Origin of the sequence: Cupriavidus sp. NPDC089707 (assembly GCF_044748965.1) — a bacterium.
Lineage (GTDB): Bacteria > Pseudomonadota > Gammaproteobacteria > Burkholderiales > Burkholderiaceae > Cupriavidus.
The window spans coordinates 130,500-154,334 of sequence record NZ_JBIVHB010000011.1 but is presented as its reverse complement, the minus strand read 5'-3'; the positions used below and the strand labels follow the sequence as shown (position 1 = coordinate 154,334).

General features: G+C 65.3%; 21 protein-coding genes and 1 pseudogene. 14 read left to right on the top strand and 8 right to left on the bottom strand.

Annotated elements, in window-relative coordinates; translation table 11 throughout:
• Positions 1 to 29: 29 nt before the first annotated feature.
• Positions 30 to 938, bottom strand: coding sequence for a 2-hydroxy-3-oxopropionate reductase (locus ACIP1U_RS19215; protein ID WP_400317909.1), 909 nt, complete (start codon positions 936 to 938; stop codon positions 30 to 32).
• Positions 939 to 1,114: 176 nt separating this feature from the next.
• Positions 1,115 to 1,408 carry a hypothetical protein gene (locus ACIP1U_RS19210; protein WP_400317906.1) on the bottom strand — a complete coding sequence of 98 codons (294 nt, stop codon included), beginning with the start codon at positions 1,406 to 1,408 and terminating at the stop codon, positions 1,115 to 1,117.
• A 134-nt stretch (positions 1,409 to 1,542) separates the two neighbouring features.
• On the opposite strand from ACIP1U_RS19210, the pseudogene ACIP1U_RS19205 reads away from it, so the two are divergent.
• From ACIP1U_RS19205 to ACIP1U_RS19190, 4 genes and pseudogenes are all read left to right on the top strand, one after another.
• Positions 1,543 to 1,848 (top strand): annotated as a pseudogene (locus ACIP1U_RS19205) (Ohr family peroxiredoxin); the annotation flags it as partial.
• Positions 1,849 to 1,966: 118 nt separating this feature from the next.
• Positions 1,967 to 2,161, top strand: a complete 195-nt coding sequence (locus ACIP1U_RS19200) for a DUF1097 family protein (RefSeq protein WP_400317903.1) — start codon at positions 1,967 to 1,969, stop codon at positions 2,159 to 2,161.
• A 162-nt stretch (positions 2,162 to 2,323) separates the two neighbouring features.
• Positions 2,324 to 3,694 (top strand): FAD-containing oxidoreductase, encoded by a 1,371-nt coding sequence (locus tag ACIP1U_RS19195; protein ID WP_400317900.1) that lies wholly within the window; start codon positions 2,324 to 2,326, stop codon positions 3,692 to 3,694.
• Positions 3,695 to 3,777: 83 nt separating this feature from the next.
• Positions 3,778 to 4,212, top strand: a complete 435-nt coding sequence (locus ACIP1U_RS19190; protein WP_400317897.1) for a MarR family winged helix-turn-helix transcriptional regulator — start codon at positions 3,778 to 3,780, stop codon at positions 4,210 to 4,212.
• A gap of 33 nt (positions 4,213 to 4,245) precedes the next feature.
• Here the strand turns inward: ACIP1U_RS19190 and ACIP1U_RS19185 are convergent, their stop codons facing one another.
• Together ACIP1U_RS19185 and ACIP1U_RS19180 are read right to left on the bottom strand one after the other, a co-directional pair.
• A complete protein-coding gene (locus ACIP1U_RS19185; RefSeq protein WP_400317895.1) occupies positions 4,246 to 5,022 on the bottom strand; it encodes an enoyl-CoA hydratase in 777 nt (258 codons plus the stop codon).
• Between the two features lie 129 nt (positions 5,023 to 5,151).
• The gene (locus ACIP1U_RS19180) at positions 5,152 to 6,075 is read right to left on the bottom strand and encodes a LysR family transcriptional regulator (RefSeq protein ID WP_400317892.1); all 924 of its coding nucleotides are present in this window, start codon (positions 6,073 to 6,075) and stop codon (positions 5,152 to 5,154) included.
• A 113-nt stretch (positions 6,076 to 6,188) separates the two neighbouring features.
• Between ACIP1U_RS19180 and add the strand changes: the two genes are divergently transcribed.
• The 3 genes from add (at position 6,189) to ACIP1U_RS19165 (ending at position 9,502) form a co-directional block, all read left to right on the top strand.
• Positions 6,189 to 7,253 (top strand): adenosine deaminase, encoded by a 1,065-nt coding sequence (gene add, locus ACIP1U_RS19175; protein WP_400317889.1) that lies wholly within the window; start codon positions 6,189 to 6,191, stop codon positions 7,251 to 7,253.
• 87 nt (positions 7,254 to 7,340) lie between these two features.
• Positions 7,341 to 8,348, top strand: a complete 1,008-nt coding sequence (locus ACIP1U_RS19170; RefSeq protein WP_400317886.1) for a Bug family tripartite tricarboxylate transporter substrate binding protein — start codon at positions 7,341 to 7,343, stop codon at positions 8,346 to 8,348.
• 53 nt (positions 8,349 to 8,401) lie between these two features.
• Positions 8,402 to 9,502, top strand: a complete 1,101-nt coding sequence (locus ACIP1U_RS19165; protein ID WP_400317884.1) for a porin — start codon at positions 8,402 to 8,404, stop codon at positions 9,500 to 9,502.
• Here ACIP1U_RS19165 and ACIP1U_RS19160 read toward each other — a convergent pair whose 3' ends face one another.
• Together ACIP1U_RS19160 and ACIP1U_RS19155 are read right to left on the bottom strand one after the other, a co-directional pair.
• The gene (locus ACIP1U_RS19160; protein WP_400317881.1) at positions 9,503 to 10,678 is read right to left on the bottom strand and encodes a CaiB/BaiF CoA transferase family protein; all 1,176 of its coding nucleotides are present in this window, start codon (positions 10,676 to 10,678) and stop codon (positions 9,503 to 9,505) included.
• Positions 10,679 to 10,784: 106 nt separating this feature from the next.
• Positions 10,785 to 11,768: a Bug family tripartite tricarboxylate transporter substrate binding protein gene (locus ACIP1U_RS19155; protein WP_400317878.1), complete on the bottom strand. Its 984-nt coding sequence runs from the start codon at positions 11,766 to 11,768 to the stop codon at positions 10,785 to 10,787.
• Positions 11,769 to 12,114: 346 nt separating this feature from the next.
• Here ACIP1U_RS19155 and ACIP1U_RS19150 point away from each other — a divergent pair, with 346 nt between their 5' ends.
• Positions 12,115 to 13,665, top strand: coding sequence for a long-chain-fatty-acid--CoA ligase (locus ACIP1U_RS19150; RefSeq protein WP_400317876.1), 1,551 nt, complete (start codon positions 12,115 to 12,117; stop codon positions 13,663 to 13,665).
• Between the two features lie 95 nt (positions 13,666 to 13,760).
• Here the strand turns inward: ACIP1U_RS19150 and ACIP1U_RS19145 are convergent, their stop codons facing one another.
• On the bottom strand, positions 13,761 to 16,481 hold the full coding sequence (locus ACIP1U_RS19145; RefSeq protein WP_400317873.1) for a LuxR C-terminal-related transcriptional regulator: 2,721 nt from the start codon (positions 16,479 to 16,481) through the stop codon (positions 13,761 to 13,763).
• Between the two features lie 248 nt (positions 16,482 to 16,729).
• Between ACIP1U_RS19145 and ACIP1U_RS19140 the strand changes: the two genes are divergently transcribed.
• On the top strand, positions 16,730 to 17,911 hold the full coding sequence (locus ACIP1U_RS19140) for a porin (RefSeq protein WP_400317871.1): 1,182 nt from the start codon (positions 16,730 to 16,732) through the stop codon (positions 17,909 to 17,911).
• Between the two features lie 100 nt (positions 17,912 to 18,011).
• Here the strand turns inward: ACIP1U_RS19140 and ACIP1U_RS19135 are convergent, their stop codons facing one another.
• Positions 18,012 to 18,794, bottom strand: coding sequence for an enoyl-CoA hydratase/isomerase family protein (locus ACIP1U_RS19135; RefSeq protein ID WP_400317869.1), 783 nt, complete (start codon positions 18,792 to 18,794; stop codon positions 18,012 to 18,014).
• Positions 18,795 to 19,013: 219 nt separating this feature from the next.
• Between ACIP1U_RS19135 and ACIP1U_RS19130 the strand changes: the two genes are divergently transcribed.
• From ACIP1U_RS19130 to ACIP1U_RS19110, 5 genes are all read left to right on the top strand, one after another.
• Positions 19,014 to 20,165: an acyl-CoA dehydrogenase family protein gene (locus tag ACIP1U_RS19130; protein ID WP_400317866.1), complete on the top strand. Its 1,152-nt coding sequence runs from the start codon at positions 19,014 to 19,016 to the stop codon at positions 20,163 to 20,165.
• A gap of 50 nt (positions 20,166 to 20,215) precedes the next feature.
• Positions 20,216 to 21,406, top strand: coding sequence for a lipid-transfer protein (locus tag ACIP1U_RS19125; RefSeq protein ID WP_400317863.1), 1,191 nt, complete (start codon positions 20,216 to 20,218; stop codon positions 21,404 to 21,406).
• A gap of 324 nt (positions 21,407 to 21,730) precedes the next feature.
• Positions 21,731 to 22,870 carry an acyl-CoA dehydrogenase family protein gene (locus ACIP1U_RS19120; protein ID WP_400317861.1) on the top strand — a complete coding sequence of 380 codons (1,140 nt, stop codon included), beginning with the start codon at positions 21,731 to 21,733 and terminating at the stop codon, positions 22,868 to 22,870.
• Positions 22,871 to 22,900: 30 nt separating this feature from the next.
• Positions 22,901 to 23,344 carry a MaoC family dehydratase N-terminal domain-containing protein gene (locus ACIP1U_RS19115; protein ID WP_400317858.1) on the top strand — a complete coding sequence of 148 codons (444 nt, stop codon included), beginning with the start codon at positions 22,901 to 22,903 and terminating at the stop codon, positions 23,342 to 23,344.
• Between the two features lie 22 nt (positions 23,345 to 23,366).
• On the top strand, positions 23,367 to 23,789 hold the full coding sequence (locus tag ACIP1U_RS19110; RefSeq protein WP_400317855.1) for a MaoC family dehydratase: 423 nt from the start codon (positions 23,367 to 23,369) through the stop codon (positions 23,787 to 23,789).
• Positions 23,790 to 23,835 lie beyond the last annotated feature (46 nt).

Here is a 23,835-nt window from a genome sequence, read left to right as displayed (position 1 = left end):
CTGGCAAGTGGGCTGGCAAGTGGGCCGGCTCAAGCCGCCGGCGGCGTGTCGCCGATGGCGAACGACGACAGGTGCTCGATCGCCCGCACCAGCGCCGAATGGTCCCAGCCGCTTCCGCCCAGGCCGTCGCAGACATTGAACAGCTGCTGGCACGACGCAGTGTTCGGCAGGCCCACGCCCAGCTGGCGTGCGGTGGACAGCGCCAGTTCCAGGTCCTTCTGGTGCAAGGCGATGCGGAAGCCCGGCTCGAAAGTACGCTTGATCATGCGTTCGCCATGGACCTCAAGGATGCGCGAGCTGGCAAAGCCGCCCATCAGTGCCTCGCGCACGCGCGCGGGATCGGCGCCGGCGCGCGCGGCCAGCACCAGCGCCTCGCCGACGGCCTCGATGGTCAGGGCCACGATCACCTGGTTGGCCACCTTGGCCACCTGGCCCGCGCCAACTTCGCCTACGCGCACGATGCTCTTGCCCATCAGTTGCAGCAGCGGCAGCACGCGATCGAACACTTCCTGCTTGCCGCCGGCCATGATCGACAGTGTGCCGGCCTTGGCGCCAACCTCGCCGCCGGACACCGGCGCATCGACATAGTCCACGCCCAGCGCCTCGATGCAGCGGGCGAACTCGCGCGTGGCGATCGGCGAGATCGAGCTCATGTCGATCACCGTGACTCCGCCCGCCGTCTCGGCAAGACCGTCGGCGACGCCTTCCTTGCCGAACAGGACCTGCTCCACGTCGGGCGTGTCGGGCAGCATCAGGATGATGGTTTCCGACTGCCGCGCCAATTCCTCGGCGCTGCTGCAGGCCTGCACGCCCGCGTCCAGCAGGGCCTGCGGCACGCCGCTGCGGGTATGGGCGAACACGGTATGCCCGCCGTCGACGATGTGCTGCGCCATGGGCTTGCCCATCACGCCGAGCCCGATAAAGCCGATCTTGCTCATGACAGTGTCCGGTGGTTGCGTGGAAGCGCCGCGCATGGGCGGACGCATAACTCTGATCATAGTCAGTCGCACGCCGGCAAGGTTGCGGATAGGTGCGCTGGCCGGACCGAAGAAAAAGCCCCGCGCCAATAATGGCAACGGGGCTTATCGCACGTTGGTGCGCCGCGCTGACGGGGTCAGCGGCACGCGGCATCCCTGGCCGAATCGCCCGGACGCTGGCCCAGGATCTCGCGGATGCGGGCCAGGTACTGATCGCCCACGGTCCGATGCATGCGCGCTGCCTCGGCGGCGAACTGGCGCCGGCCAGGCGGGCGGATGCCGAGGCTGCGGCAGATCGTCGACAGGTACGGCTTGCGCTCGCGGCCCAGGCGCAGCGCCACGGTCTGCAGCGCGGCATCGCCGATGCGTCCGCGCAGCCAGCCCAGCACCTGGCGGTCGTAGTCGTTTTGCACGCGGATCAGGTGTTCCATGGCTGGGTTTCTACTGTTCATCCATACAGGTACTGTAAATATATACAGTATTCTGGCGGATGCAAGAAGAGTCTTTTGTGCTCAAGTGGTTTTGCGATGTTTGCGACGGGTAGTGCTCCGCCGCGCCCCGGGCGGGTTCCAAAGGATCTGGCACGAATCCGGAGCAATTGCTGGCGACGGGATGGTCGGCATGCCTTATCGGCGCGATCGGACTGGCCGCCGGCAAGATGAAAATCAAGCTGCCGTCCGACCTGTCCGTCGACGCGGAAGTCGATCTGGGCACGGCCGGCGAAGCCTATCTGCTGCAGGCCCGCCTCAATGTCCGGATCCCCGGCATCGAGCGCGAAGTGGCCCAGGCACTGGTCGATACCGCGCACCAGACGTGCCCATACTCGAAAGCCTTGCGCGGCAACATCCATGTCGAAACCAAACTGATCTGAAGACCCGGGGACCTGCCTGAGTTCGCCAGGCGGTCCCACAATTGAAGGAGAAGTCCATGTCGAACACCAGTATTCCAACTGCCATGGCCATTTCGCCGGGCACGTTCCATGGGCCGATGTGGTGCTCGTGCTCAGCTTGCGGGCCGTGCCTGGCATCAACAACCCGCTTGCCTACTTTCTTGGGCTGATCAGCTTCTTTGCCGCGAGCCAGCCACCGTCGCCATCGTTGCTGGGGGCGCTGGTCGCGGCGGGGGTGCTTGGCGCGATTGGCGGCGGCATCAGCAACGTGCTGCAAGGCCGCCTGGCGCGCTAGCCCACGCCGCTGCATCCCGGGCCCCTCGCGGCCCATCTTTGACTGATTTCACCTAAAGTTGTTTGTGGCCAGGCGAGCGTGGTCCTGGCACGGGATGCTGCGGGCCACCGCGGTGCCTGCTGTCCACTGCCGTTGGCGCGGCACAAGCCAAGGAGAGTCGCGATGGCCCGAAGATTCGACGCGATCATCATCGGCACCGGACAAGCCGGTCCCGCGCTCGCAGCAAGGCTCTCAGGCGCCGGCATGAACGTGGCGGTCATCGAGCGCTCGCGTTTTGGCGGCACCTGCGTCAACACTGGCTGCATCCCGACCAAGACTTTGATCGCAAGCGCGTATGCGGCCCACTTGGCGCGGCGCGCGGCCGAGTATGGCGTGACCATCGGCGGTCCGGTGGCCGTCGACATGAAGCAGGTAAAGCAACGCAAGGATGAAATTTCCGGCCGGTCCGCCAACGGCGTGGAAGCGTGGATGCGCGGCCTGGCGAACGGCTCGGTCTACCACGGTCACGCGGTGTTCGAGAACGCGCACGGTGTGCGGGTCAACGGTGAATTGCTGGAAGCCGACCGGATCTTCATCAACGTCGGCGGCCGGGCCCTGGTTCCGCCCATGCCCGGGCTTGACCAGGTTGCGTACCTGACCAATTCGGGGATGATGGATGTCGATTACCTCCCAGAGCACCTGGTCATTGTTGGCGGCAGCTACATCGGTCTGGAGTTTGCCCAGATGTACCGGCGTTTTGGCGCGACGGTGACCGTTGTCGAAAAGGGTCCGCGCTTGATCCAGCGCGAAGACGAGGACGTGTCACAGGCGGTGCACGAAATCTTGGCCGGCGAGGGCGTCGAAATCCGGCTCAATGCCAACTGCCTGAGCGCGCGCCGGGAAGGCGACCGCATCGCCGTCGGGCTGGATTGCGCGGATGGAGCGCGCAACGTTCAGGGGTCGCACCTGCTGCTGGCGGTCGGGCGCGTGCCCAACACGGATGACCTGCAACTCGACAAGGCCGGCATCGAGACCGACGACCGCGGCTATATCAAGGTGGATGAACGGTTGCAGACCAACGTCCCCGGCGTCTGGGCACTGGGCGACTGCAATGGCCGCGGGGCTTTCACGCATACGTCGTATCACGACCATGAGATCGTTGCGGCCAACCTGCTCGACAACGATCCGCGCAAGCTTTCGGATCGCATTACAGCCTATGCCTTGTTCACCGATCCCCCGCTCGGCCGAGCCGGCATGACGGAGACGGAAGCCCGGCAGTCCGGGCGCAAGGTGCTGGTTGGCAAGCGCCCCATGAGCCGCGTCGGGCGAGCGGTGGAGAAGGGCGAGAGCCAGGGCTTCATGAAGGTGGTGGTCGACGCGGACACCCGGCTGATCCTGGGCGCCGCAATTCTCGGCCTGAGTGGCGACGAGGTGATTCACTCCCTGCTCGACGTGATGTATGCGAGGGCGCCCTACACCACGGTCAGCCGCGCCATGCACATTCATCCGACGGTGTCGGAACTGGTGCCGACGCTGCTTCAGGAACTGGCCTGACTCGTGGCCGGCCAGCGGTGCAGGGGAGGGGGCATGATATATTCGCATGCGAACGAAATCGTATCTCCAATGCCCTCGTACACATGGAACATCGCCTCGTCTATCTGTTGAATGTGGGCCAGCGGCGCCTGCAACGGTGGTCACAAGCGCGCGCTGCCACGGGTGGCGTGACATCCGCCCAGGCTGGGCTGCTGTTCTTCCTGGGCAGGAACGATGGCGCGCTGATGAACGAGGCCGCCACGGCGCTGGATCTGGGCGCGCCCGGGATGAGTGGCCTCGCCGACCGGACCGAACGGGCCGGCCTGATCGAGCGCCGGCCGGACGAGTCCGACCGGCGCGCATCGCGTCTCTGGCTGACAGACGCAGGGCGATCCGCGCGCCAGCGTTCCAGGGCGGGCATGAAGGTACTGAATGCCAAACTGACCGAGGGCTTCACCCCGGAAGAGATCGACGTGGTCGCGCGCTGGCTGGGCAGCCTGCAGACGAAGTTTCCGGCCGCCGACGAGGGTGAGGTGTAACCCAGGCAGCGGCGTGGAAGCCAGGCAGTCGGCTTACTGTCCGTTGACCCTGGTGAAGTCCGGTTTTCGCTTCTCGGCGAAGGCCAGGAAGGCTTCCCTGGCTTCAGCACTGGCCAGCCGTTCCTCGAACCGGGTGCTTTCGCTGTCCATTTGCGATAGCAGTTTTTCCGCATCACGCATCAGTTTTTTCATTGCACTGAGCGAGCCCGCCGGCCTGGTGGCAAGCTTCTCGGCCATGCGGCGGGCCTCCGCCCGCAACTGGTCATTGCTGCAAACCTTGTTCGCTATGCCCCACGCCACCGCGGTTTGCGCATCCAGCGGCTCGCCCAGCGCGAACATCTCGAAAGCTCTGACGTGGCCGATCCGCAGCGGGAGCAGATAGCTTGAAGCGGCTTCCGGAACCAGGGCCAGGTTGACGAAAGGCGTGATCAGTTGCGCATCCTGGCCGAGCACGACGTAGTCGCAATGCAGCAGCATGGTGGTCCCGACGCCGACGGCCTTGCCGTTGACGGCGGCGACCGTCGGTACGGTCGAATTTGCCAAAGCATGCAGAAAGCGATGCACGTGACGTTCGCCGGGGCGCTTTCCTGCCGCGATCTCGGCGAACTCGCCGATGTCGTTGCCGGCCGTAAACATGTCCCCATCTCCCTGAATTAGCAGGACCCGGATATCCGGGTCCTGCTGCGCCTGCTCGATCGTGTCGGCGAGTGCGCCATACATTTCGTTCGTCAAAGCATTCTTTTTGTCCGGCCGGGCAAGCGTCATGGTCAGTACGCCGCCGCTGAGGTCAATGCGGATTTCGGGGGTCATGGGTCGGTCTCCTAGGTGGTTTGCATGATGCCGTGCAGGCATCGCGACAGGTTCGCATGCGAAGTATATATAATTCGCATGCGAAGTAAACCGCCGGTGGATCATCGTCCCCCGATGCAGGGGTAATGCTCAGCAGCGCACCGTGTCGGACAGGAAACGGAAGCAATCGGCGGCCGACGGCATCCGGGGCGCCGGTTCCTTTCGCATCATCAGCGCCACGCGGCGCTTAAAGCCGGGACTGCCCAAAGGTATGGCGCGCAGCGCCGTATCGTTGATGCCCTGAGCGTACAGGCGCGACAGCAGGCCGACGGCGAGCCCCGCGCGAACGAGGCTGTAGAGGGATTCGCTGTACTGCAGGCGATCCACCGCATTGGCGTGGAAGCCTTGCTGCTGCAGCAGCGCCAGCGCCGACTCATGCGTGGTGCCGTGGCTGAAGACTGCCAGCCGTTCGTTCTTCAGTTGCTGCCAGCGCAGCGCGGGCTTGCTTGCCAGGGGGTGGTCCCGCGGGAGCAGGGCGACCAGTTGGTCCGTGCCGACTTCAATGGCGGTGATCTCGGGCGCGGGCCGCGTGACCCAGCCCAGGCCGATGTCGATCTCGCCATCGTAGACGGCCTGGAAAAGCGCCTCGCCCAACATGTCGGACATGATTACCCTGACTTCACCATGCTCCTTGCGCCAGCGCGCCAGTGCCGGCGCCAGGAGGTGCATTGCGGACGGCACGGCGCCAAGCCGCAACGGCTGAGACTGCTGCGTCAGGATGCGATGCAGGTCTTCCATGCCGTGGCTGTAGCTGTTTAGCAGCCAGGTGACCACCGGCAATACGGCGGCGCCGGCCTCGGTCAGCGTGACCCGGTGCGTGGTCCGGTCAAAAAGGCGAACGGCCAGCATTTGCTCCAGGTCGCGGATGCTGGCCGAGAGCGCCGGCTGGGTCAGCGACAGTTCCTCTGCCGCGCGGCTGAAGCTGTTCAGGCGCGCCACGACATGGAATACCCGAAGCTGGCGCACGCTCAGCTGGCGGGCCAGGAGTTCAGCTTTCCGGCTCGGATCGGTCATAAGGGCAATTTATAAAACTCTAAAATTAACCAATTTTATTTGTTTTCTGCCCTTGCCTAGAATGCGGGCATTCGCCTATCCGGCCGCGCACAACGCGGCTGCCCGAGCCCGCCATGACCGATACCGCACTGGATTCCTTCCTCAAAGCGCTGCCCAAAGTGGAGTTGCATTGCCACCTGTTCGGTTGTGTGCGCCGCGAGACATTTTCCGAGCTGGTGCGCCGGCAAGGCATGCCGTTCTCGGCGGCGGAGATCGATGTGTTCTACACCCGGGGCGAGAAGCCGGTCGGCGTGCTTCGGGTGCTGCGTGCGCTGAACAGCCACCTTATCCGGCAGCCGGACGATCTGTACCGGCTGGCCTTTGAGTACCTGCAGGACGCGGCAGCCGAAGGCATCCGCTACAGCGAGTTCTTCTGGAACCCCACCGGCACCATGCGGCAGTCCGGCATTCCCTACCGCGCCGCCATGCAAGCCATCGTGCGCGCGATCCACGATGCCGAGACCGACTGCGGCATCGTGGGCCGCCTGGTGCCGTCAATTGACCGCGAAGCCGAACCCGCCGAGGCAGTCGAGATGGTGGACTGGGTCATCGCCGACCGCAACGACGCGGTGATCGGTATCGGCATCGACTACCGCGAGACCGACCGGCCCCCTGAACTGTTTGCCGAGGCCTATCGCAAGGCCCGCGCTGCCGGGCTGAAGACTACCGCCCACGCCGGCGAATTCGGCACGCCGTGGACCAATGTGGCCACCGCCCTGGACCTGCTGCAGGTCGACCGCATCGATCATGGCTACACCGCCATCGACAACCCTGAGTTCGCACAGCGTTGCGCGGACCGGGGCATCGTCTTTACCGTGGTGCCGACCAACTCGTACTACCTGCGCACCTTGCCGCGTGAGCGCTGGGCGCTCGACCATCCTATCCGCCATATGCCTGGCCTGGGCCTGCGTGTGCATCCCAACACCGATGACCCTGTGCTGCATCACGTTACCGCCAGCCAGGCATGGGGAATGATGGTGCGTGATTTCGGCTTCGGCCTGGATGACCTGCGCCAGTTCATGCTCAACGGCCTGGACGCCGCGTGGATCGATGACACCACCCGCCGTGCCTGGCGGGCGCAATCGTGCGCTGAGTTCGATGCGTTGCGCGACAGGCTGGACGCGGCCCCGGCCGCCTAGAGCGGCGGTGGCTCGTTTTGCGTTTTTTTCCGTTCCTGCAGACCCGATCTGCAGGAACCGCCCGATTCCTTCCTCTGGAGCCTCGCCATGCTTGCCCGTTTTGCCCGATTGCGGCTCCGCCGCCTGCTGACCCGCGCGCTGCTGCCGATCGCGCTTGCCGCACCCGTGATGGCCGCGGCCGCCGAACCAGCCTGGCCCGCCGCGAAGCCCATCACCCTGGTCGTGCCGTACAGCGCAGGCGGCAGCACTGACGTGATCGCGCGCATGCTCGCGCAAAAACTGAGCGAGCGGCTGCACCAGTCGGTGGTGGTGGACAACACCACTGGCGCCGGTGGCGTGATCGGCGTGCGCCGGGCGGTACAGGCAGCACCGGACGGCTACACCCTGGTGATGGGCGCGGACAGCTCGATCGCGATCGCCCGGCTGGTCAATCCGGGGGCGGTCAAGTACGACGCGCTCAAGGACCTGGAGCCGATCGGCCTGGTCAATACCGCCGCCATGGTGCTGGTGGCTCGCTCAGGCCTGCAGGCGAACACCCTGGACGAGGTGCTGAAGCTGGCGCGCGCCCAGCCGGGCAAGCTGACTTACGCCACCTCCGGCATCGGCACCGTGCTGCATGTGGCCATGGAAATGATCAAGGCCCAGGCCAAGGTCGAGATCACGCACGTCCCGTACCGCGGCGCCGCCCAGCAGGTGACCGACCTGATGGGCCAGCAGGTTGACCTGGCCATGCTGATCAGCGCTTCGGCTATCCCGAACGTGGCGGCCGGGAAGATCAAGGGTGTCGCGGTGACCTCGGCACGGCGCCTCGATGCATTGCCCAAGGTTCCGGCGGCAGCGGAGACGCCCGCCTTCAAGGGCTTCGAGGTCAACAGCTGGACCGGCTTGTTCGCGCCGGCACGGACGCCCGCGCCCATCGTGGAGCGGCTGAACCGCGAGCTGAACGCCATCCTGGCCTCAGGTGATGTGGCCAGGATCATGAAAGATCAGGGCGTCACGCCGGGCAGCGGCGATCCTGCCGGCTTTGCGGCCTTTATCCGGCGAGAGCAGGGGCGCTACGCCCGGATCGTGGAGAGCGCCGGCATCCGCGAATAGATCTGGCGGCAGACGCACCGCAGGAAAACAAAAGAAGACCAGGGAGGAGTAAGTTGAAGTTCAAGCGATATGCCATCGGCACCGGACTGATGGCGATGGGGGCCTGTGCGCAGGCACAGGGGAATCTGGAGCTGTACGGCCTGCTGTCGGCCGGCGTGGCCTACGTCAGCAATGCGGGCGGCCATCCGCTCTTCATGGCCGAGAGCGGCAACCTGCAGAGTCCCCGCTGGGGCCTGCGCGGCAGCGAGGATCTGGGCCAGGGCCTGCAGGCCATCTTCCAGCTGGAGTCAGGCTTCAGCATGAAGAACGGCACCCTGGGCCAGAACGGCCGCCTGTTCGGCCGCCAGGCCTATGTGGGTTTGTCCAGTGCCAGTGCCGGCACGCTTACGCTGGGCCGGCAGTACGACGCCGTGCCGCAGTTCCTGGGCCGGATCGAGACCGCAGGCAACGCGGTGAGCGTGGGCGATATCGACAATGCCTTCAACTCTTTCAGGGTACAGAACGCTATCCGTTACATGACGCCCGACTTTGGCGGGCTGAAGGCCATGGCCATGTACGGCGCCAGCGACAAGGCGGGCGATATCGCCAACAACCGCGCTTACAGCTTCGGCGTGGACTACGAGCGTAACGGCCTCAAGCTGGCGCTGGCCCATACCACCCTGGACAACCCCGCCAGCCCCGACAACACCGGCGGGGCCGTGGTCGGGGACTATGGCACGATGTTCAAGCGCAGCATCGAAAACCCCGGCGCCGGCGTGCGCCGCCAGCGCGTGACGGCGGCTGGTGGCATGTACACCTTTGGCAAGACGCAGATCGGCGCACTGGCGACGGACACGCGACTGACCTATGCCGACAACAGTGACCTCCGCGTCAACAACTACCACCTCAATATCACCCACCAGGTGGTGCGCAATACCTATCTTGGCGCGGCGTATCTTTACGCGAGCGGCAAGTACTCAGGTGGCCAGGAACCGAAGTGGCAGCAATTTACCCTGTTCGTGGACCAGTTCCTGTCCAAGCGAACCGACATTTTCCTGATAGGCCGCTACCAGCGGGCCATGGGCGACGCGCCGGCAGCCGCGATCTTCGGATATCCGGTCTCTGCCGGACGCGACCAGGTCGTGGTCACCACGGGCATGCGGCACCGGTTCTGACTATCCGGGTGTGGTCCGGCAGCGGCGGGGTTGCAATACCGGATCACCGCTGTTCCCGTGATGGCCTCCGTCCATGGCGTCGGCATGACCGATGCATCTGCGACACGCAGTGGAGATCTCCTCAGTATGCTGGCCGCGAAGGGGAAGGGCGCCGGCCGGCAATGCCTTGCCGTCAAAGCGCGGCGCCGGGCTGGCTTGCAGATAGCCGTCGCGCTCGAAATAGATGCCACGCGCGACATTGTGCGGATGTGTGGCGGCTTCATCGGGGCTCAGAACCGGCCCGAAACACACGTCGGTGCCCTCCAGCAATGCGCGCCACTCATCGCGGGTGCGGCTCGCAAATACCTCGGCCAGGTGACGTTGCAGTTCGGGCCAGCGCGCGCGGTCCCACTGAGCGAAGCGTGCGTCATCCGCCAGGCCCAGCTTTTGAAGCAGCAGCTGGTGGAACTGGGACTCGATCGCGCCCACCGTCACGAAGTGACCGTCCGCGCATCGATAGGTCGCATAGAAGTGGGAACTGTCGTGCATGCTTTTGCCGCGCTCTTCCGCGACCACGCCCGCCGGCTTCATGCCAAGCAGGAGCTGCATCATGTGCGCGGAGCCGTCGACGATTGCGGCATCCACGACCGTGCCCTTGCCTGTGCTGCGTGAGTTCAGGATGCCGGACAGCAGCCCGACGGCCAGATAGAGGGCACCGCCGCCGATATCGCCAACCAGCGTGATGGCGGACGAGGGCGGTTCGGCAGCTCCGCCGTTGTGATAGAGCGCTCCGGACAGCGCAATGTAGTTGTTGTCATGGCCGGCGGCCTGGGACAGCGGGCCGTCCTGACCCCAGCAGGTCATGCGCCCGTATACGAGTCGCGGGTTCCGGGCAAGGCAGGCTTGCGGGCCAAGACCAAGGCGCTCCATCACGCCGGGGCGCATGCCTTCAATCAGCGCGTCGGCGTCCTCGATCAGGCGCATTACCATCTCGCGTCCCGCCTCAGTCTTGAGGTCGGCAACCACAGACCGTTTGCCGCGGTTGAGTACGGAGCCCGCAGCCTTGGCTGCGCCGAGAGGGCCCGACGCGGCACGCTCCACGGCGATGACGTCCGCTCCCAAATCGGCCAGATGCATGGCGCAGAACGGGCCTGGTCCGATCCCGCAAATTTCGACGATCCTGATGCCTGACAGCATGGTGCTCCTACTCCTACGGTTACTTGTTTGGACTACGAAATGCCAGCGCGGTGAACGCGACAACTCTGGCTGAGCGGCTCAGTCGCAGGAAATCCGTTGCGCGCTTTTAGTCCAGCTTTGCTCCGCTGATCTTCACGAGGCGCTGCTGCACGGGATACATCTCCTCATAGTGCTTGCGCGCCTGCCTGGCACCGCCGCCGAGCGGGTAGAAGCCGAGCAGTTGCATCCGGTCGCGGAACTTCGCGCTGTCGATGGCGGCACGCGCATCTTTCTCGAGGCGTTCCAGGATGGGAGCGGGCGTGCCTGCGGGGGCCATCATCACGATGATGCCGGACATGTCGTACTCGGGCTCGGCCAGGCCCTGTTCAGCGAGCGTCGGCACGTTGGGAAGCGTCGCCAGCCGGTCCTTGCCGGTCGCGCCGATCGCGCGCACCCGTCCGCTCTGCAGGAAAGGCAGCGTAGTGTTGAGCGAACTGATGCCGACGTTGACGTTGCCACCAGCGATGTCCTGCAGTATCGGCGCTTCGCCCTTGTACGCGATTGGCGTGACGTCGAGGTTCCTGGACTTGCCGAGATAGCTGGCCACGAGGTGGGCATACGATCCCGCGCCCCAGTTGGCAAAACTCAGGCCGTGTTTGCTGCCATAGGCAAGGAGTTCCTTGACGTTGGTCACCGGCAGGCTCGACGAGACGGTCATCAGCATGTTGCCCCCCGCGACCTCGGTGATGAAGGTGAGGTCGCGCAGGGGGTCGTAGGGAAGCCTGGAAAACAGGAACCGGTTGTTAAGGACGGATTGCGTTACCGTGATCAGAATCGTGTAGCCGTCCGGTGCGGCCTTGGCCACCGCGTTGGTGCCAATGATGCCGGCCGCGCCCGGCTTGTTGTCGACCACGATCGGCTGGCCGAGGCGAGCGCCGAGGTCTTCGGCCAGTTGTCGGGCGACGGTGTCGCCGGCGCCTCCCGGCGGACCCGACAGGACGAAGGTGATCGGACGGCTCGGATATGGCGCATCGGCGGCAATGGCAGTCGTTGCGAATACGCCGGCGGCGCAGAGTGTAAGAGCGCAGCCACCCAGCAGCTTGTTGTACATAGCCTGTCTCCTGTTCGTTCGCGATGGCATGCATGACCTCGCGTGTTTTCCTGGCGCCGCGCTGCAGCGCGCTGTGCGTGCTGTTCCCCGGCGCAGGGAAGGATCATGGCGCCAAATCTCGCGCCCGCGGCCTCCCCGCGAGGTGGGGGAAGGGGGTGGGGAACGGTCGGCCCTGACCGTTTGGGGCAACGCGCTGCAGCCAGAAACGGAGGCACATCCTGATTTACCCTAGTGCCAGGCCAGTGTTGGCCCCCCAACGGCGGGGAGGGGTGACACTTGTGACGCTGCGGCAGTATCGCTGGACAAATGGCGCCACGGCGTCTGGTGCCGGAAAGGAGACATTGATATGTATATGACACAGGGCTTGCATCGGAGCATGCAGCAACGTCCGCAGCAGGTCGCAATCCGCTATGAAGGCAAGGAAATCACCTATGCGCAGCTCGGTGACCGGGTGGCGCGGCTCGCCGGCGCCTTGCGCGGGCTTGGCGTGCAGGACGGCGATCGCGTCGCCATGTTCGCGCTGAACTGCGCGCGCTACGTCGAGTATTACATGGCGGTGCCGTGGGCCGGCGCCGTGCTGAATCCGGTCAATATCCGCTGGAGCGCGGCCGAGATCCTGTATTCGTTGGAGGATTCCGGTACCGGTGTGCTGATCGTCGACGAGAATTTCAAGGACGTGGCGACCGCGGTTGCAGCCGACTGCAAGCACCTCCGGCACGTCATCTACGCAGGCGATGGCGAGACGCCACCTGGCATGCTGAGCTATGAGGCGCTGATAGCCGATGCAGAGCCCATTGAAGACCGTTATCGCCACGGCGGCGACCTGGCCGGGATTTTCTACACTGGCGGGACCACCGGCTTTCCCAAGGGGGTGATGCTCAGCCATGCTGGCTTGTTGTCATCCGCAACGAACGCAATCATGTTCGGACTGACCAGCAAGGATGCGCGAGTCGCCATGGTGATGCCGTTGTTCCACCTAGCCATGTTCTCCAGCATCAATATCCAGATGATGGTTGGCGGGTCGATCATTGCGGTGCCGTCCTTTGACCCCGGCAAGCTGTTGCAGACCATCTCGGATACCCGCGCCACAGAAATGCTGCTGGCGCCGACCATGTTCCAGATGCTGATCGACTGGCTCGAGCGCAACCCCGATCGCGCGGCTTCGCTTGACCTGAGCAGCCTGACTCACTTGCGCTACGGCGCCTCGCCGATGTCGTTGACGCTGCTGCAGCGCGCCCGTGCGGCGTTTCCCAACGCCGGCTTCGCCCAGGGCTACGGCATGACCGAGATGTCGCCGGTCGTGACCGTGCTGGGTCCTGAGCACCATAACGAGGAAAGCCTGGCAAACGGTCGCATGGGATCGGTGGGCGTACCGGCGTTCACGGTCGAGATCCGCATCGTCGATCCTGAAGGCCGCGAGGTGCCGCGCGGGACCGTAGGGGAGATCACGGTACGTGGTCCGGGCGTGATGCTGGGCTACTGGAACAAGCCCGAGGCGACGGCCGACGCGATCCGTGACGGCTGGATGCACACTGGCGACGGTGGCTACATGGACGAAGACGGCTTCCTGTTCCTGAAGGACCGTATCAAAGACATGATCATTTCGGGCGGCGAGAATGTGTATTCGGCCGAGGTCGAGAATGCCCTTGCCAGCCACCCGGACGTTTCCCAGAGCGCCGTCATCGGCGTGCCGCACGAGAGGTGGGGCGAGGCCGTGCACGCTGTGATCGTCCCGAAGCCGGGCACGCAGCCCACGCTGGAATCGATCCAGGCGCATTGCCGCACGCGGATCGCCGGGTACAAGATTCCGCGCAGTGTCGAGTTGCGCGAATCGCTGCCGACATCGGGTGTGGGGAAGGTGCTGAAGGCGGAGTTGCGCAAGTCACACCAGCGCTGATGCCTGGCGCCGGCTGACTCGTTGGGCTGGCTGCTGTTGCGAGACGCCGATGTTCCGGGGGCGGGAGTGGCTATCCCCGCCCTCGCTGCGTTCCCTTACGATACCTGCATCCGCGCTTGCTGGCGCATGGCAAGGATGGCTTCATAGCGGCTCGAAACCCGCAGCTTGCCAAAGATATTCTTGATATTCCATTTGATCGTATCAAGGCTGAGTCCCAGCATGTGGGCAATGCGCTTGTTCGGCATCCCCTGTTCGACGAGTTCCATGATCTGCCGTTCACGCGGGGTGAGCGCGCGGAATGGTGAAGCGGGCTGCCGGGGTGTCGCGGCGTATGTCGGAAGGGCGGCGGCCATGTTGACCAGAGCTGCGGGAATCGCCGGGGCCGTCGACGCAGCCGTGACGCTGAGCGGCGCAGCGAGGCGATAGCGGTAGCTTTCCAGGGCCAGGTCGTCGGCGCATGACAGCCTGCCGAGCAGATCGCGCCACGCCGGACCCTCATCGCGCAGGGAGTGCAGCAGGCCGGTGCGCATCCCATCGTCAATCACACTTCTTGCGAGCTCCAGCGCGATCGCTTCCCGTCCCATCGCCGCGCACGCGACCGCGCGCAGCAGACGGGCCTTGATTGCCAGCGGCTTGCGGCCATAACGCTTTGCCAGTTCCGCGGCCACATCGCAACGCGACAGGGCCTCGGCGGGTCGCTGCATTGCCAGCGCGAAGCGGGCGCCGGACAGTGCCGCCAGCAGCGCAATCTCGTCAGCGTCGGGGCCGTTGCGCTGGTTGTCGGCGACCAGTGCATCGAGCGCGAGCACATGTCCTTCGCAGTGCCGCAGTGCGCCGCTGGCGGCCAGCATGCGCACCTGCTCGGCGCTCATGTGGGCGGCGCCGCGCAACTGGCCATCACGACGGAAGGCGGCCTCGGCATGGGCCAGTTGGCCGGTGCGCTGCGCAGGACTTTCTCCGGCGGCGGGCAGTCGCGCGCGTGCGAGCGCGGCGCCGATGCGGGTCGCCGGAAGCGTCGCACGCAGCATGGGCTCGCATTCCACCAGCATCGAGCGTGCGGCGTCAAAGCATTCCCGCTCGCAGAGAATCTCCGCAAGCAGCACCGCCGCATGGCAGGTCGTCGCCGAGGTCGGGCGCAGTATCGCGGGGACCGATGCCAGTACCTCAGACGCCATTCGCTGCGCCTCATGGACGTGTCCCTCGAGCCATTGGGCGCGGGCCGCCGCCATCGTTGCCACGTAGGCCAGGCCGCGTTGCGAGGCGAGCGCCGCCTGTGTGCCCGCCGCGTGGTAGCACGCGTTTGCCTCATCGAAGCGGCCGCTGCGTGCCAGGCATGTGATGGTGAGCGCGGCATGCACCTGGCGCTGCAGTTCGCCCCATCCGCCAGCCGGGGCCATAGGCAGCACCGCCATGCACGCCGCTACGTTGTCGTGGTGGATGGCGATCGTGGCCTGCAACAGCGAGACGTCGGCCACGCAATGGCCGGTCCCCTCGGGCGGGCGGATCGCGTCGATGCAGCGCTGAGCCTCCTCGGGGAGTTGCATCAGCACACAGGCCCAGGCCAGGCGGGCAAGGATATCGGGGTGCCGCGAAAGCGCGGCAAGCGGCAGGACCTTCAGCCAGCCGCGCAGTTGTCGGATGACAGGAAGGCCAAGTCCGGGCGCCGAGCGTCGGATCAGCGCGACCGTGGCGTCCAGATCGCCGCCGAGGATGGCTTGCTGCACTGCCTCCGCCAGATGGCCCGTACGCTCAAAGGACTCCGCCGCGGTGCGATGCAGCCCTGCCATGTCGCGACCGGAAGTGCGCAGGCGTTCGCGGAGATGGCTGGCGAAGAGCGGATGCAGGCGCAGCCAGTGGTGTCCATGGCTGCCGGGATCTGGCGTCAGGAAGAGATTGTGCGAGAGCGCGTAGTCGATGCCTGCCTGGACATCTGAGGCGCCGGTCACGGCAGCGGCAAGCCTCGTGTCAAAGCGAGGAAGGATGGACAGCGCTTCCAGTTGCGCCTGAAGCCGGGGCGACAGCCCGCCAATGACCTCTTCCTCGAAATATGCCGCCAGCCGGCTACTGGCGCGCAGCAGATGCTGCGGTCGCGAAGCGACGTCGCGCGCAGCCTCATTCGCATAGAACTGCAATCCCGCTGGCCAGCCATCGACACTGTCGTGAACAGCCCGCGCAAGTTCGGGCGTGGCGGCATGCCCCAACCGTGCGCTCAGGAAGGCCACTGACTCCGGAAGATCGAAGGCCAGCGCCGCGCTGTCCAGTTCGACGAGCTCATCGAGAGCATGCAGCCTGCCAAGGCGCAGTTCGGGCCTGACTCGCGTGGACAGCACAAGCTGAAGATTGCGAGGCGCTTCGTCGATGAGCGCTTGCACTATGCCGGTCACTGCAGGGCTGCACAGATGATGGAAGTCATCAATCAGGAGATGCACCGTGGCTTCGCTAGCAGCCACCGCATTGACGAGGACCGGAACCAACGCCGCTGCAATGTCCAGCGCGAGATCGTCCATCAGCCTGTCAAGTACCGCTGCCGCGGGCAGGTCCGCGTGCCGGAGCGCGTCGGTGAGTGAGGCGCAGAACTGCCTGGGCGTGCAGTCCATCGGCCCTGCGGAGAGCCAGGCGACTGCCATGCCTTCTCCCACCAGCATCTGGCGCCATTGCATGAGCAGGGTTGTCTTGCCGTATCCGGCTCCCGCGTTCAGCAGTACAAGCCTGGGGCGTTGCGCGGCGGCAAGGCGGGCGATCAGCCTGTCGCGACGCACGACATGCGCGCGCGCGCGGGGAGGTGCGAACCGGGACGCGATGCTTCGATGGGACATGGCAGTCGGGGCGAGAGTAGTCGGCATGGCTGAGGCCCGATGGGCGGTGTGCGGGGCGGGGGAAAGGGTGGGGCAAGAAAGTTCACACCACTAGCAGGGTGGTCTCGGACGCCACTGTCCGCCGATAGCCTGTTGATGCGCCGGCAGAGATGGAACTTCCCGCGCCGGCGCCGAAGCCTTGGCACAGAGGCGGCCTGTTCGCCCTGGACCCGCGTCGCATCACCACTAGAACGAGGAGACTTGCAAGAATGAGGAAATCGCGTATCGCGCTGGCTGCAATGGCCACGCTCATGACCATGGCCGGTATGGCGCATGGCGCGACTGGCGTCACGCTCTATGGCGTGATCGATGCTTCGGTCGAGTACGTCAACCGGGCATCCACGCTGCCAACCGCAACCACGCAGTCCGTGGGCCCGCTGTTTCGCCAGCCGTTTGCCGGTGGCCTCTCTGCCTCGCGCTGGGGCTTGCGCGGCACGGAAGATCTTGGTGGCGGCCTGCAGGCGGTATTCGTGCTGGAAAGCGGATTTCAGGTCGATTCCGGACAGGTCCAGTCGTCCACTGCCGGCATGCTGTTCAGCCGCGTGGCCACCGTCGGCCTGAGCAACGCCAACCACAAGGTCACCTTTGGCCGTCAGGCCACTTCGATCACCGACGGTCTTGTGAACTTCAGTCCGATGCGCTTTGCGGCAACTTACGAGCCGGGTATTTGGGAGATGGGCATCAACTACCGCGAGAACAACATGGTCAAGTACACCGGTACCTATGGGCCGGTGCAGACCGTGGCGCACTACTCGTTCGGCACCGGCGCCGCCGCGTTTGCGCTGGGTAGCGGCACGGTGCTGGCCAACGGCGGCAATGGGGAGACGCCAGGCAACTGGAAAGACAATACCGCGTGGGGCGCGTCCCTGTTGTACCTCGACGGGCGCTTCGGCTTCGGCCTGGCCTATGACCAGTGGAATCCGGCTGTCACGACCGGCTCCACGGGCAAGATCGTCAAGGTCGGTGCGGCTGCCAGCTACACGACGGGGCCGCTGAAGGTGATGGGCGGCTACCGCTGGAATCGCGCGGAGTTCGCCAACGGCAATTCGCTGATCCGGGACGGGTACTACTGGGCCGGCGTGAACTACCAGGCCACCCGGGCACTCGCGCTGCAGCTCGGCTATTTCTACGCCGATATCCGCGAAACCCGGGCACCGACGGTCGCCGGTTCTGTTGGCCCGGGCAGCAATCCGACCAATCCGTACCAGGTCAGCCTCACGCTCGACTACGCGCTGAGCAAGCGCACCGACGTGTACATCGCGACCGCGTGGGCCCATAACGGAGCACTCGCGTTCGACAGTGTGTACAACGCCTTCGCGTTCGGCTACGCGGCAGCGCCGGGACAGAAGAACATGGTCGGCGTGACCACTGGCATCCGCCACGTATTCTGAGCGCGGCTGCGCTGCGCACAGGCGTGGACGCCACACCGCGATGGTGTGGCGTCCTTCCTCATGGGATAAGAGCCAGGCGTGCGCCACCGTCAGTCTTCGTTCACTCGCCCTTGAATACCGGCGGGCGGCGCTGTGCCACGGCAGCCTTGCCTTCCTGGAAGTCTTCCAGCTGGAATTGCCAGTGTTGCTCGACGAACTCCCGTTCGGTCGCGGCCTCCACCTCGTCGGCCAGGCCGCGGCGCAGCGTCTCACGCAGCGACATCACCGAGCACGGGGCCGAAGCCGCGATTTCCGCCGCGATTTGCCAGGCCGCACCGCGGACTTCCGCCTGGCGTACGAGCATGTCGGCCAGGCCGATGCGTACTGCTTCGGTCCCATTGATGCGGCGCCCGGTATAGAAAAGCAGCGCAGCCTGCTGCGGGCCGACGAGCCGGGGCAGCGTGGCCGTCAGGCCGAAGCCGGGGTGTGTGCCCAGGCGCGCGAAGTTGGCGCTGAAGCGCGCTTCGTCGCAGGTCACGCGGAAATCGGCGGCCAGTGCGAGTCCGAGGCCGCCGCCGATGGCGGCGCCCTGAATGGCGGCTACGACCGGCTTGCGCGTGCGGAACATGCGCAGTCCCTTCTTGTACAGCATGCCCGCATTGAGCGGGCGTCCATCGTTATATTGCGGCGCGGAGAAATCGGCGCCGGCGCAGAACACCTTGCCGTCGGAAGCCAGCACGATGGCGCGGCATGATGCATCGGTGTCAAGCGCTTCCATCACGTCTGCCAGCGCGCCGATGAGCGCTTCGTCGAAATGGTTGTTTGGTGGCCGGGAAAACTCGATGGTCGCGACGTGCTGCTCGATCTGGACGCGAAGGTCGCCGGATGTCGGGTAGGAGTGCATGGCTGTCAGGCTGAGGTGGATGGACGGGTGTGCGCGGGCGGCGGAACGCCTGCCTCCCGGGCGTTTTCCGCCGAGTGTGGGATGGTGCGTTTGCCCGGCCCCCACCCCGTGGCGGGGGGGAGGGCCGCCAGCCCGCATCCCCCGTGGCGCGAGGTGCGCCGCAGCAAGTCAGCCGATACCCTCCTGTCACTTGACGACTACCAGTGATAGGAGGGGGCGATGTTCCAGAGTTACCGGCCGGCGTGGATGACTGACGACCTGTTGCAGTTCCGGGATGCCGTGCGGCGTTTTGCGCGCGAGCAGCTCGAGCCGAATGATATGAAGTGGCGGGAAGCCGGGCAGCCGACGCGCGAGGCATGGCGCATGGCCGGAGCACTCGGCATGATCCTGCCCGACGTGCCCGAGGAGTACGGTGGCGCGGGCGGCACACCGGCGCATGCTGCAGTGGTCTTCGAAGAGTTCGGCTATAGCGGCAATACCGCCCTTGCGCTCGGCGTGGGCATGAACCATATCGTCGCCCACTACCTCACCCGCTACGGTACCGAGGCGCAGAAGCAACGCTGGCTGCCAGGCGTGTGCAGCGGCGAAGTCGTGGCGGCCATTGCCATGACGGAGCCCGGCACCGGCTCGGATCTGCAGGCTGTGCGCACGCGCGCGGAACGCCGGGGCGACCACTATGTCGTCAATGGCGCGAAAACGTTCATCTCCAACGGCCAGTTGTGCGATGTGGTGCTGGTCGTGACCAAGACCGACACGGCCCTGGGCGCCAAGGGGATCTCGCTGATGCTGGTGGACACGACCTCGCCAGGCTTTCGCCGCGGCAAGGCGCTGGACAAGATCGGCATGGAGGGGCAGGACACCTCCGAAATGTTCTTCGACGACTGCGCCGTACCGGCCGACGCCCTGCTCGGCGGCGTCGAGGGCCAGGGCTTCTACCAACTGATGAATCAGCTTCCGTACGAGCGCGCTCAACTGGCGATCCATGCCGTAGGGGCCATGCGCCATGCCTTTGACATGACGGTCGAGTACGTGAAGGAGCGAAAGGCATTCGGCAAGGCCATCGGCGACTTCCAGAACACGCGCTTCGTGCTGGCCGACGTGAAGGCTGTGCTAACCGCTTCCTGCGCATTCTCGGACACGGTGGTGCAGCAATGGATCGATGGCGCGCTCGATTCCGTGACGGCGTCGATGGCCAAGTTCTGGCTGACCGAGCGGCAGGGCGAGGTGATGGACAAGTGCCTGCAACTTTTCGGCGGCTACGGCTACATGAAGGAATACCCGATCGCCCGCATGTACGCCGATGCCCGCGTGCAGCGCATCTACGGCGGCACCAACGAGATTCAGCGCGAACTGGTCGGGCGCTCGCTCTGATTTCGACCACGCATCGACCACGCATCGACCACACAGAAAGGAGATTCGAGATGTCCAAGGTTGTAGTAGCAGGTGTCGGCATGATTCCGTTCACCAAGCCAGGTGCCAGCGGCACCTACATCGAGATGGGTGCGGAAGCGGCACGGCGCGCGCTGGCGGATGCCGGCATCGGGTACGACAAGGTGCAGCAGGCTTATGCCGGCTATGTCTACGGTGACTCCACCAGCGGCCAGGCTGCCCTGTACCCGGTCGGCATGACGCAGATCCCGATCATCAACGTCAATAACAACTGCTCGACGGGCTCGACCGCGCTGTACCTGGCCCGCCAGGCGGTCGAAAGCGGCGCTGTCGACTGCGCTATCGCGCTCGGGTTCGAGCAGATGAGTCCCGGTGCGCTGGACGCCGTGTTCAATGACCGGCCGGCGCCGTTGGGCCGCGCGCTGGAACTTACCGCTGAACTGAACCCCGAGGCGGCCGCGGCCGGCATCCCGATGGCACTGCTGCAGTTCGGCGGCGCCGGCAAGGAGCATATGGAAACGTATGGCACGCGGATGGAGACTTTCGCGAAGATCCGCGCCAAGGCCAGCCGTCACGCCGCCAACAATCCGCTGGCGGTTTTCCGCAAGGTCGTGTCCGAGGAAGACGTGATGAACGAGAAGGTGATGTGGCCGGGGGTCTTGACCCGCCCCATGGCCTGCCCGCCGACTTGCGGCGCCGCAGCCGCCATCCTCTGCTCGGAAGACTTCGCGAAGAAGCACGGCCTGCGCACCGGCGTGCGCATTCTGGCCCAGTCGATGACTACCGACAGCCCGGCGCTGTACCACGCCCGCTCGATGATCCAGGTGGTGGGTTTCGATATGGCACGCGAAGCCGCCCGCCAAGTGTACGAAAAGGCTGGCGTGGGCCCGTCTGACGTGCAGGTGGTCGAACTGCACGACTGCTTCGCGCATAACGAGTTGCTGACCTACGAATCGCTGGGCCTGTGCCCGGTCGGCGGCGCCGAGAGATTTGTCGAGGACGGCGACAACACCTACGGCGGCAAGTTCGTCACCAATCCGTCGGGCGGCCTGCTGTCGAAGGGACATCCGCTGGGCGCCACCGGCCTGGCGCAGTGTTATGAGCTGACGCACCAGCTTCGCGGCAGCGCCGGCGGCACGCAGGTCGACGGTGCGAGCCTTGCGCTGCAACACAACCTTGGCCTCGGCGGCGCCTGCGTGGTGACGTTGTACGGCCGCGGCTGAGGCCCGTCATGGCGGGCCGTGCATTGCGGCCGCCCATGACCCTGCGGCACTGATCCGAATCGGCCAGCTGCCGATCGGTCAGGTCTGATGCCTTGACTCAACGGCACCAATGAGAATCGGCCCGCTTGTCGGGCCGATTTGCTTCAGGCAGGCACGGCAACGGTGGCGGAGCCCGATATCGCCCCCCCTCGCGAAGAGGGGGGCAAGCGCAGTGGCGCGGCCCCTCCCCACTGGGGGCGCCGCGCGGGTGGCGCGGACGCGATCATTCAATCACGGTCTGTCATCACCGGCAGGTACGCCGGAATTCCCTGTGGAGAACACCAAGTGAACGTCAGTCGCAATGTCTTTCGTGAGGATCACGAGCAATACCGCACTTCGGTGCACCGCTTCTTCGAGCGCGAATGCGCGCCTCGCCAGGAGGCATGGAACGCTGCCGGCATCGTCGACCGCGAGACCTGGCTGAAGGCTGGCCGCGAAGGCGTGCTTTGCGTCACCACGCCGGCCGAGTACGGCGGCGGCGGCGGCGACTTCGGCCATGCTGCCGTCATCATCGAGGAAGCGGCGCGTACCGGGCTCAGCGGTTTCGGCTTCGCGGTGCATTCGTTCGTCGTCGCACCCTATATCACCCGCCTCGGTACAGAGGAGCAGAAGCAGCGGTGGTTGCCGAAGATCTGCTCGGGCGAAACCATCCTCGCCGTGGCGATTACCGAGCCCGGCAGTGGCTCCGACATGAAGGCCTGCCGCACCACCGCCGTGCGCGATGGCGACGAGTGGGTCATCAACGGCAGCAAGACCTTCATTTCGAATGGCTTCAATGCCGACCTGATCATGGTCGTGTGCAAGACCGACCCGTCCGCCGGCGCCAAGGGCGTCAGCCTGATCTTCGTGGAGACCGACCGTCCTGGCTTCCGTCGTGGCCGCAAGCTGCAGAAGGTGGGCCAGCCTGCCGCCGATACCGCGGAACTGTTCTTCGATAACGTGCGCGTCCCGGCGTCCAACCTGCTCGGCGAGGAGAACAAGGGCTTCGGCTACCTGATGCACGACTTGACACAGGAGCGGATGGCCGTCGCGATAAACGCCGTCGCGCATCTCGAGGTCGCGCTGGAACACACGCTGGCCTACGTGAAGGAGCGCAGGGCCTTCAACCAGACCGTGTGGGATTTCCAGAACACCAAGTTCAAGCTGGCCGACGCCAAGGCGGGTGCAATGGCCGTGCGCGCCTTGGTCGACAACGCACTCGAAAAGCATATGCGCGGCGAACTGACCAGCGAAGAGGGCGCTGTCGCCAAGCTGTATTCGACGGAGACGCTGTGGAAGCACCTGGACGATATGGTGCAACTGCACGGCGGCTACGGCTACATGCTCGAGTACCCGATCGCCCGCCTGTTCGTGGATCAGCGCATTACGCGCGTCTACGCCGGCAGCAACGAGGTGATGCGCGACATCATCTCGCGCAAGCTTTAAGCGCATCTTCACGACAAAAGGAGCAAACGAATGGCAGACAAGAGCAGCATCGGCACCGTGATGGGTGCCGGCACGGTCGAGGCGGAGAAGGGGCGCCTGCGCTTCTTCGCGAAGGCCATCGGCGAGACCGATCCGATCTACACCGACGAAGCCGCCGCGCGCGACGCCGGCCATCGCACCTTGCCGGTGCCGCCGACGTTCCTCATGTGCATGAGCAGCGAGACATCGGATCTCGCAACGCGCATGAAGGTCCTGCAGATGGATCTGGGCCGAATCCTGCACGCGGAGCAGGCTTTCGACTATCACCGCATGGCCTATGCCGGCGACACGCTGCATTTCGAGACGCGCCTGTCGGACGTCTACGACAAGAAGGGCGGGGCGCTGCACTTCGCGGTGATGGAAACCAAGGTCACCAACCAGAACGGCGAGCACGTGGCGGACCTGCGCGGCACGCTGGTCGAGCGTCGCGGCTGATCGTCAACAGGAGAACAGAACAATGCATGCACCCCGCTATGACGACGTGAAGGTCGGCGACAAGCTGCCGGCCCTGGTCCTGCCTCCGGTCAACCGCACCACGCTGGCGCTGTATGCGGGCGCCTCGGGGGACCACAACCCGATTCACATCGATATCGACTTCGCGCGCAAGTCGCGCATGCCGGACGTGTTCGCGCACGGCATGCTGTCGGCCGCCTACCTGGGCCGCCTGCTGACGGGCTGGGTCCCGCAGGCTTCGCTGCGCAGTGTGTCGATCCGGTTTACCGGCATTACGCACCTCGGCAACCAGCCGACCTGCACGGGCGAGATTGTCGAGAAGTTCGAGGCAAATGGCGAGAAGCGCGTGAAGGTCGCAATCAAGTGCGCGAACCAGTACGGCGAAGACAAGCTCGTCGGCGAGGCCGTGGCGGCCCTGGCCGCCTGACCGCCAGACCGCTGACGGCGTTCGGCACCTAACCGCGGGGAAGCAC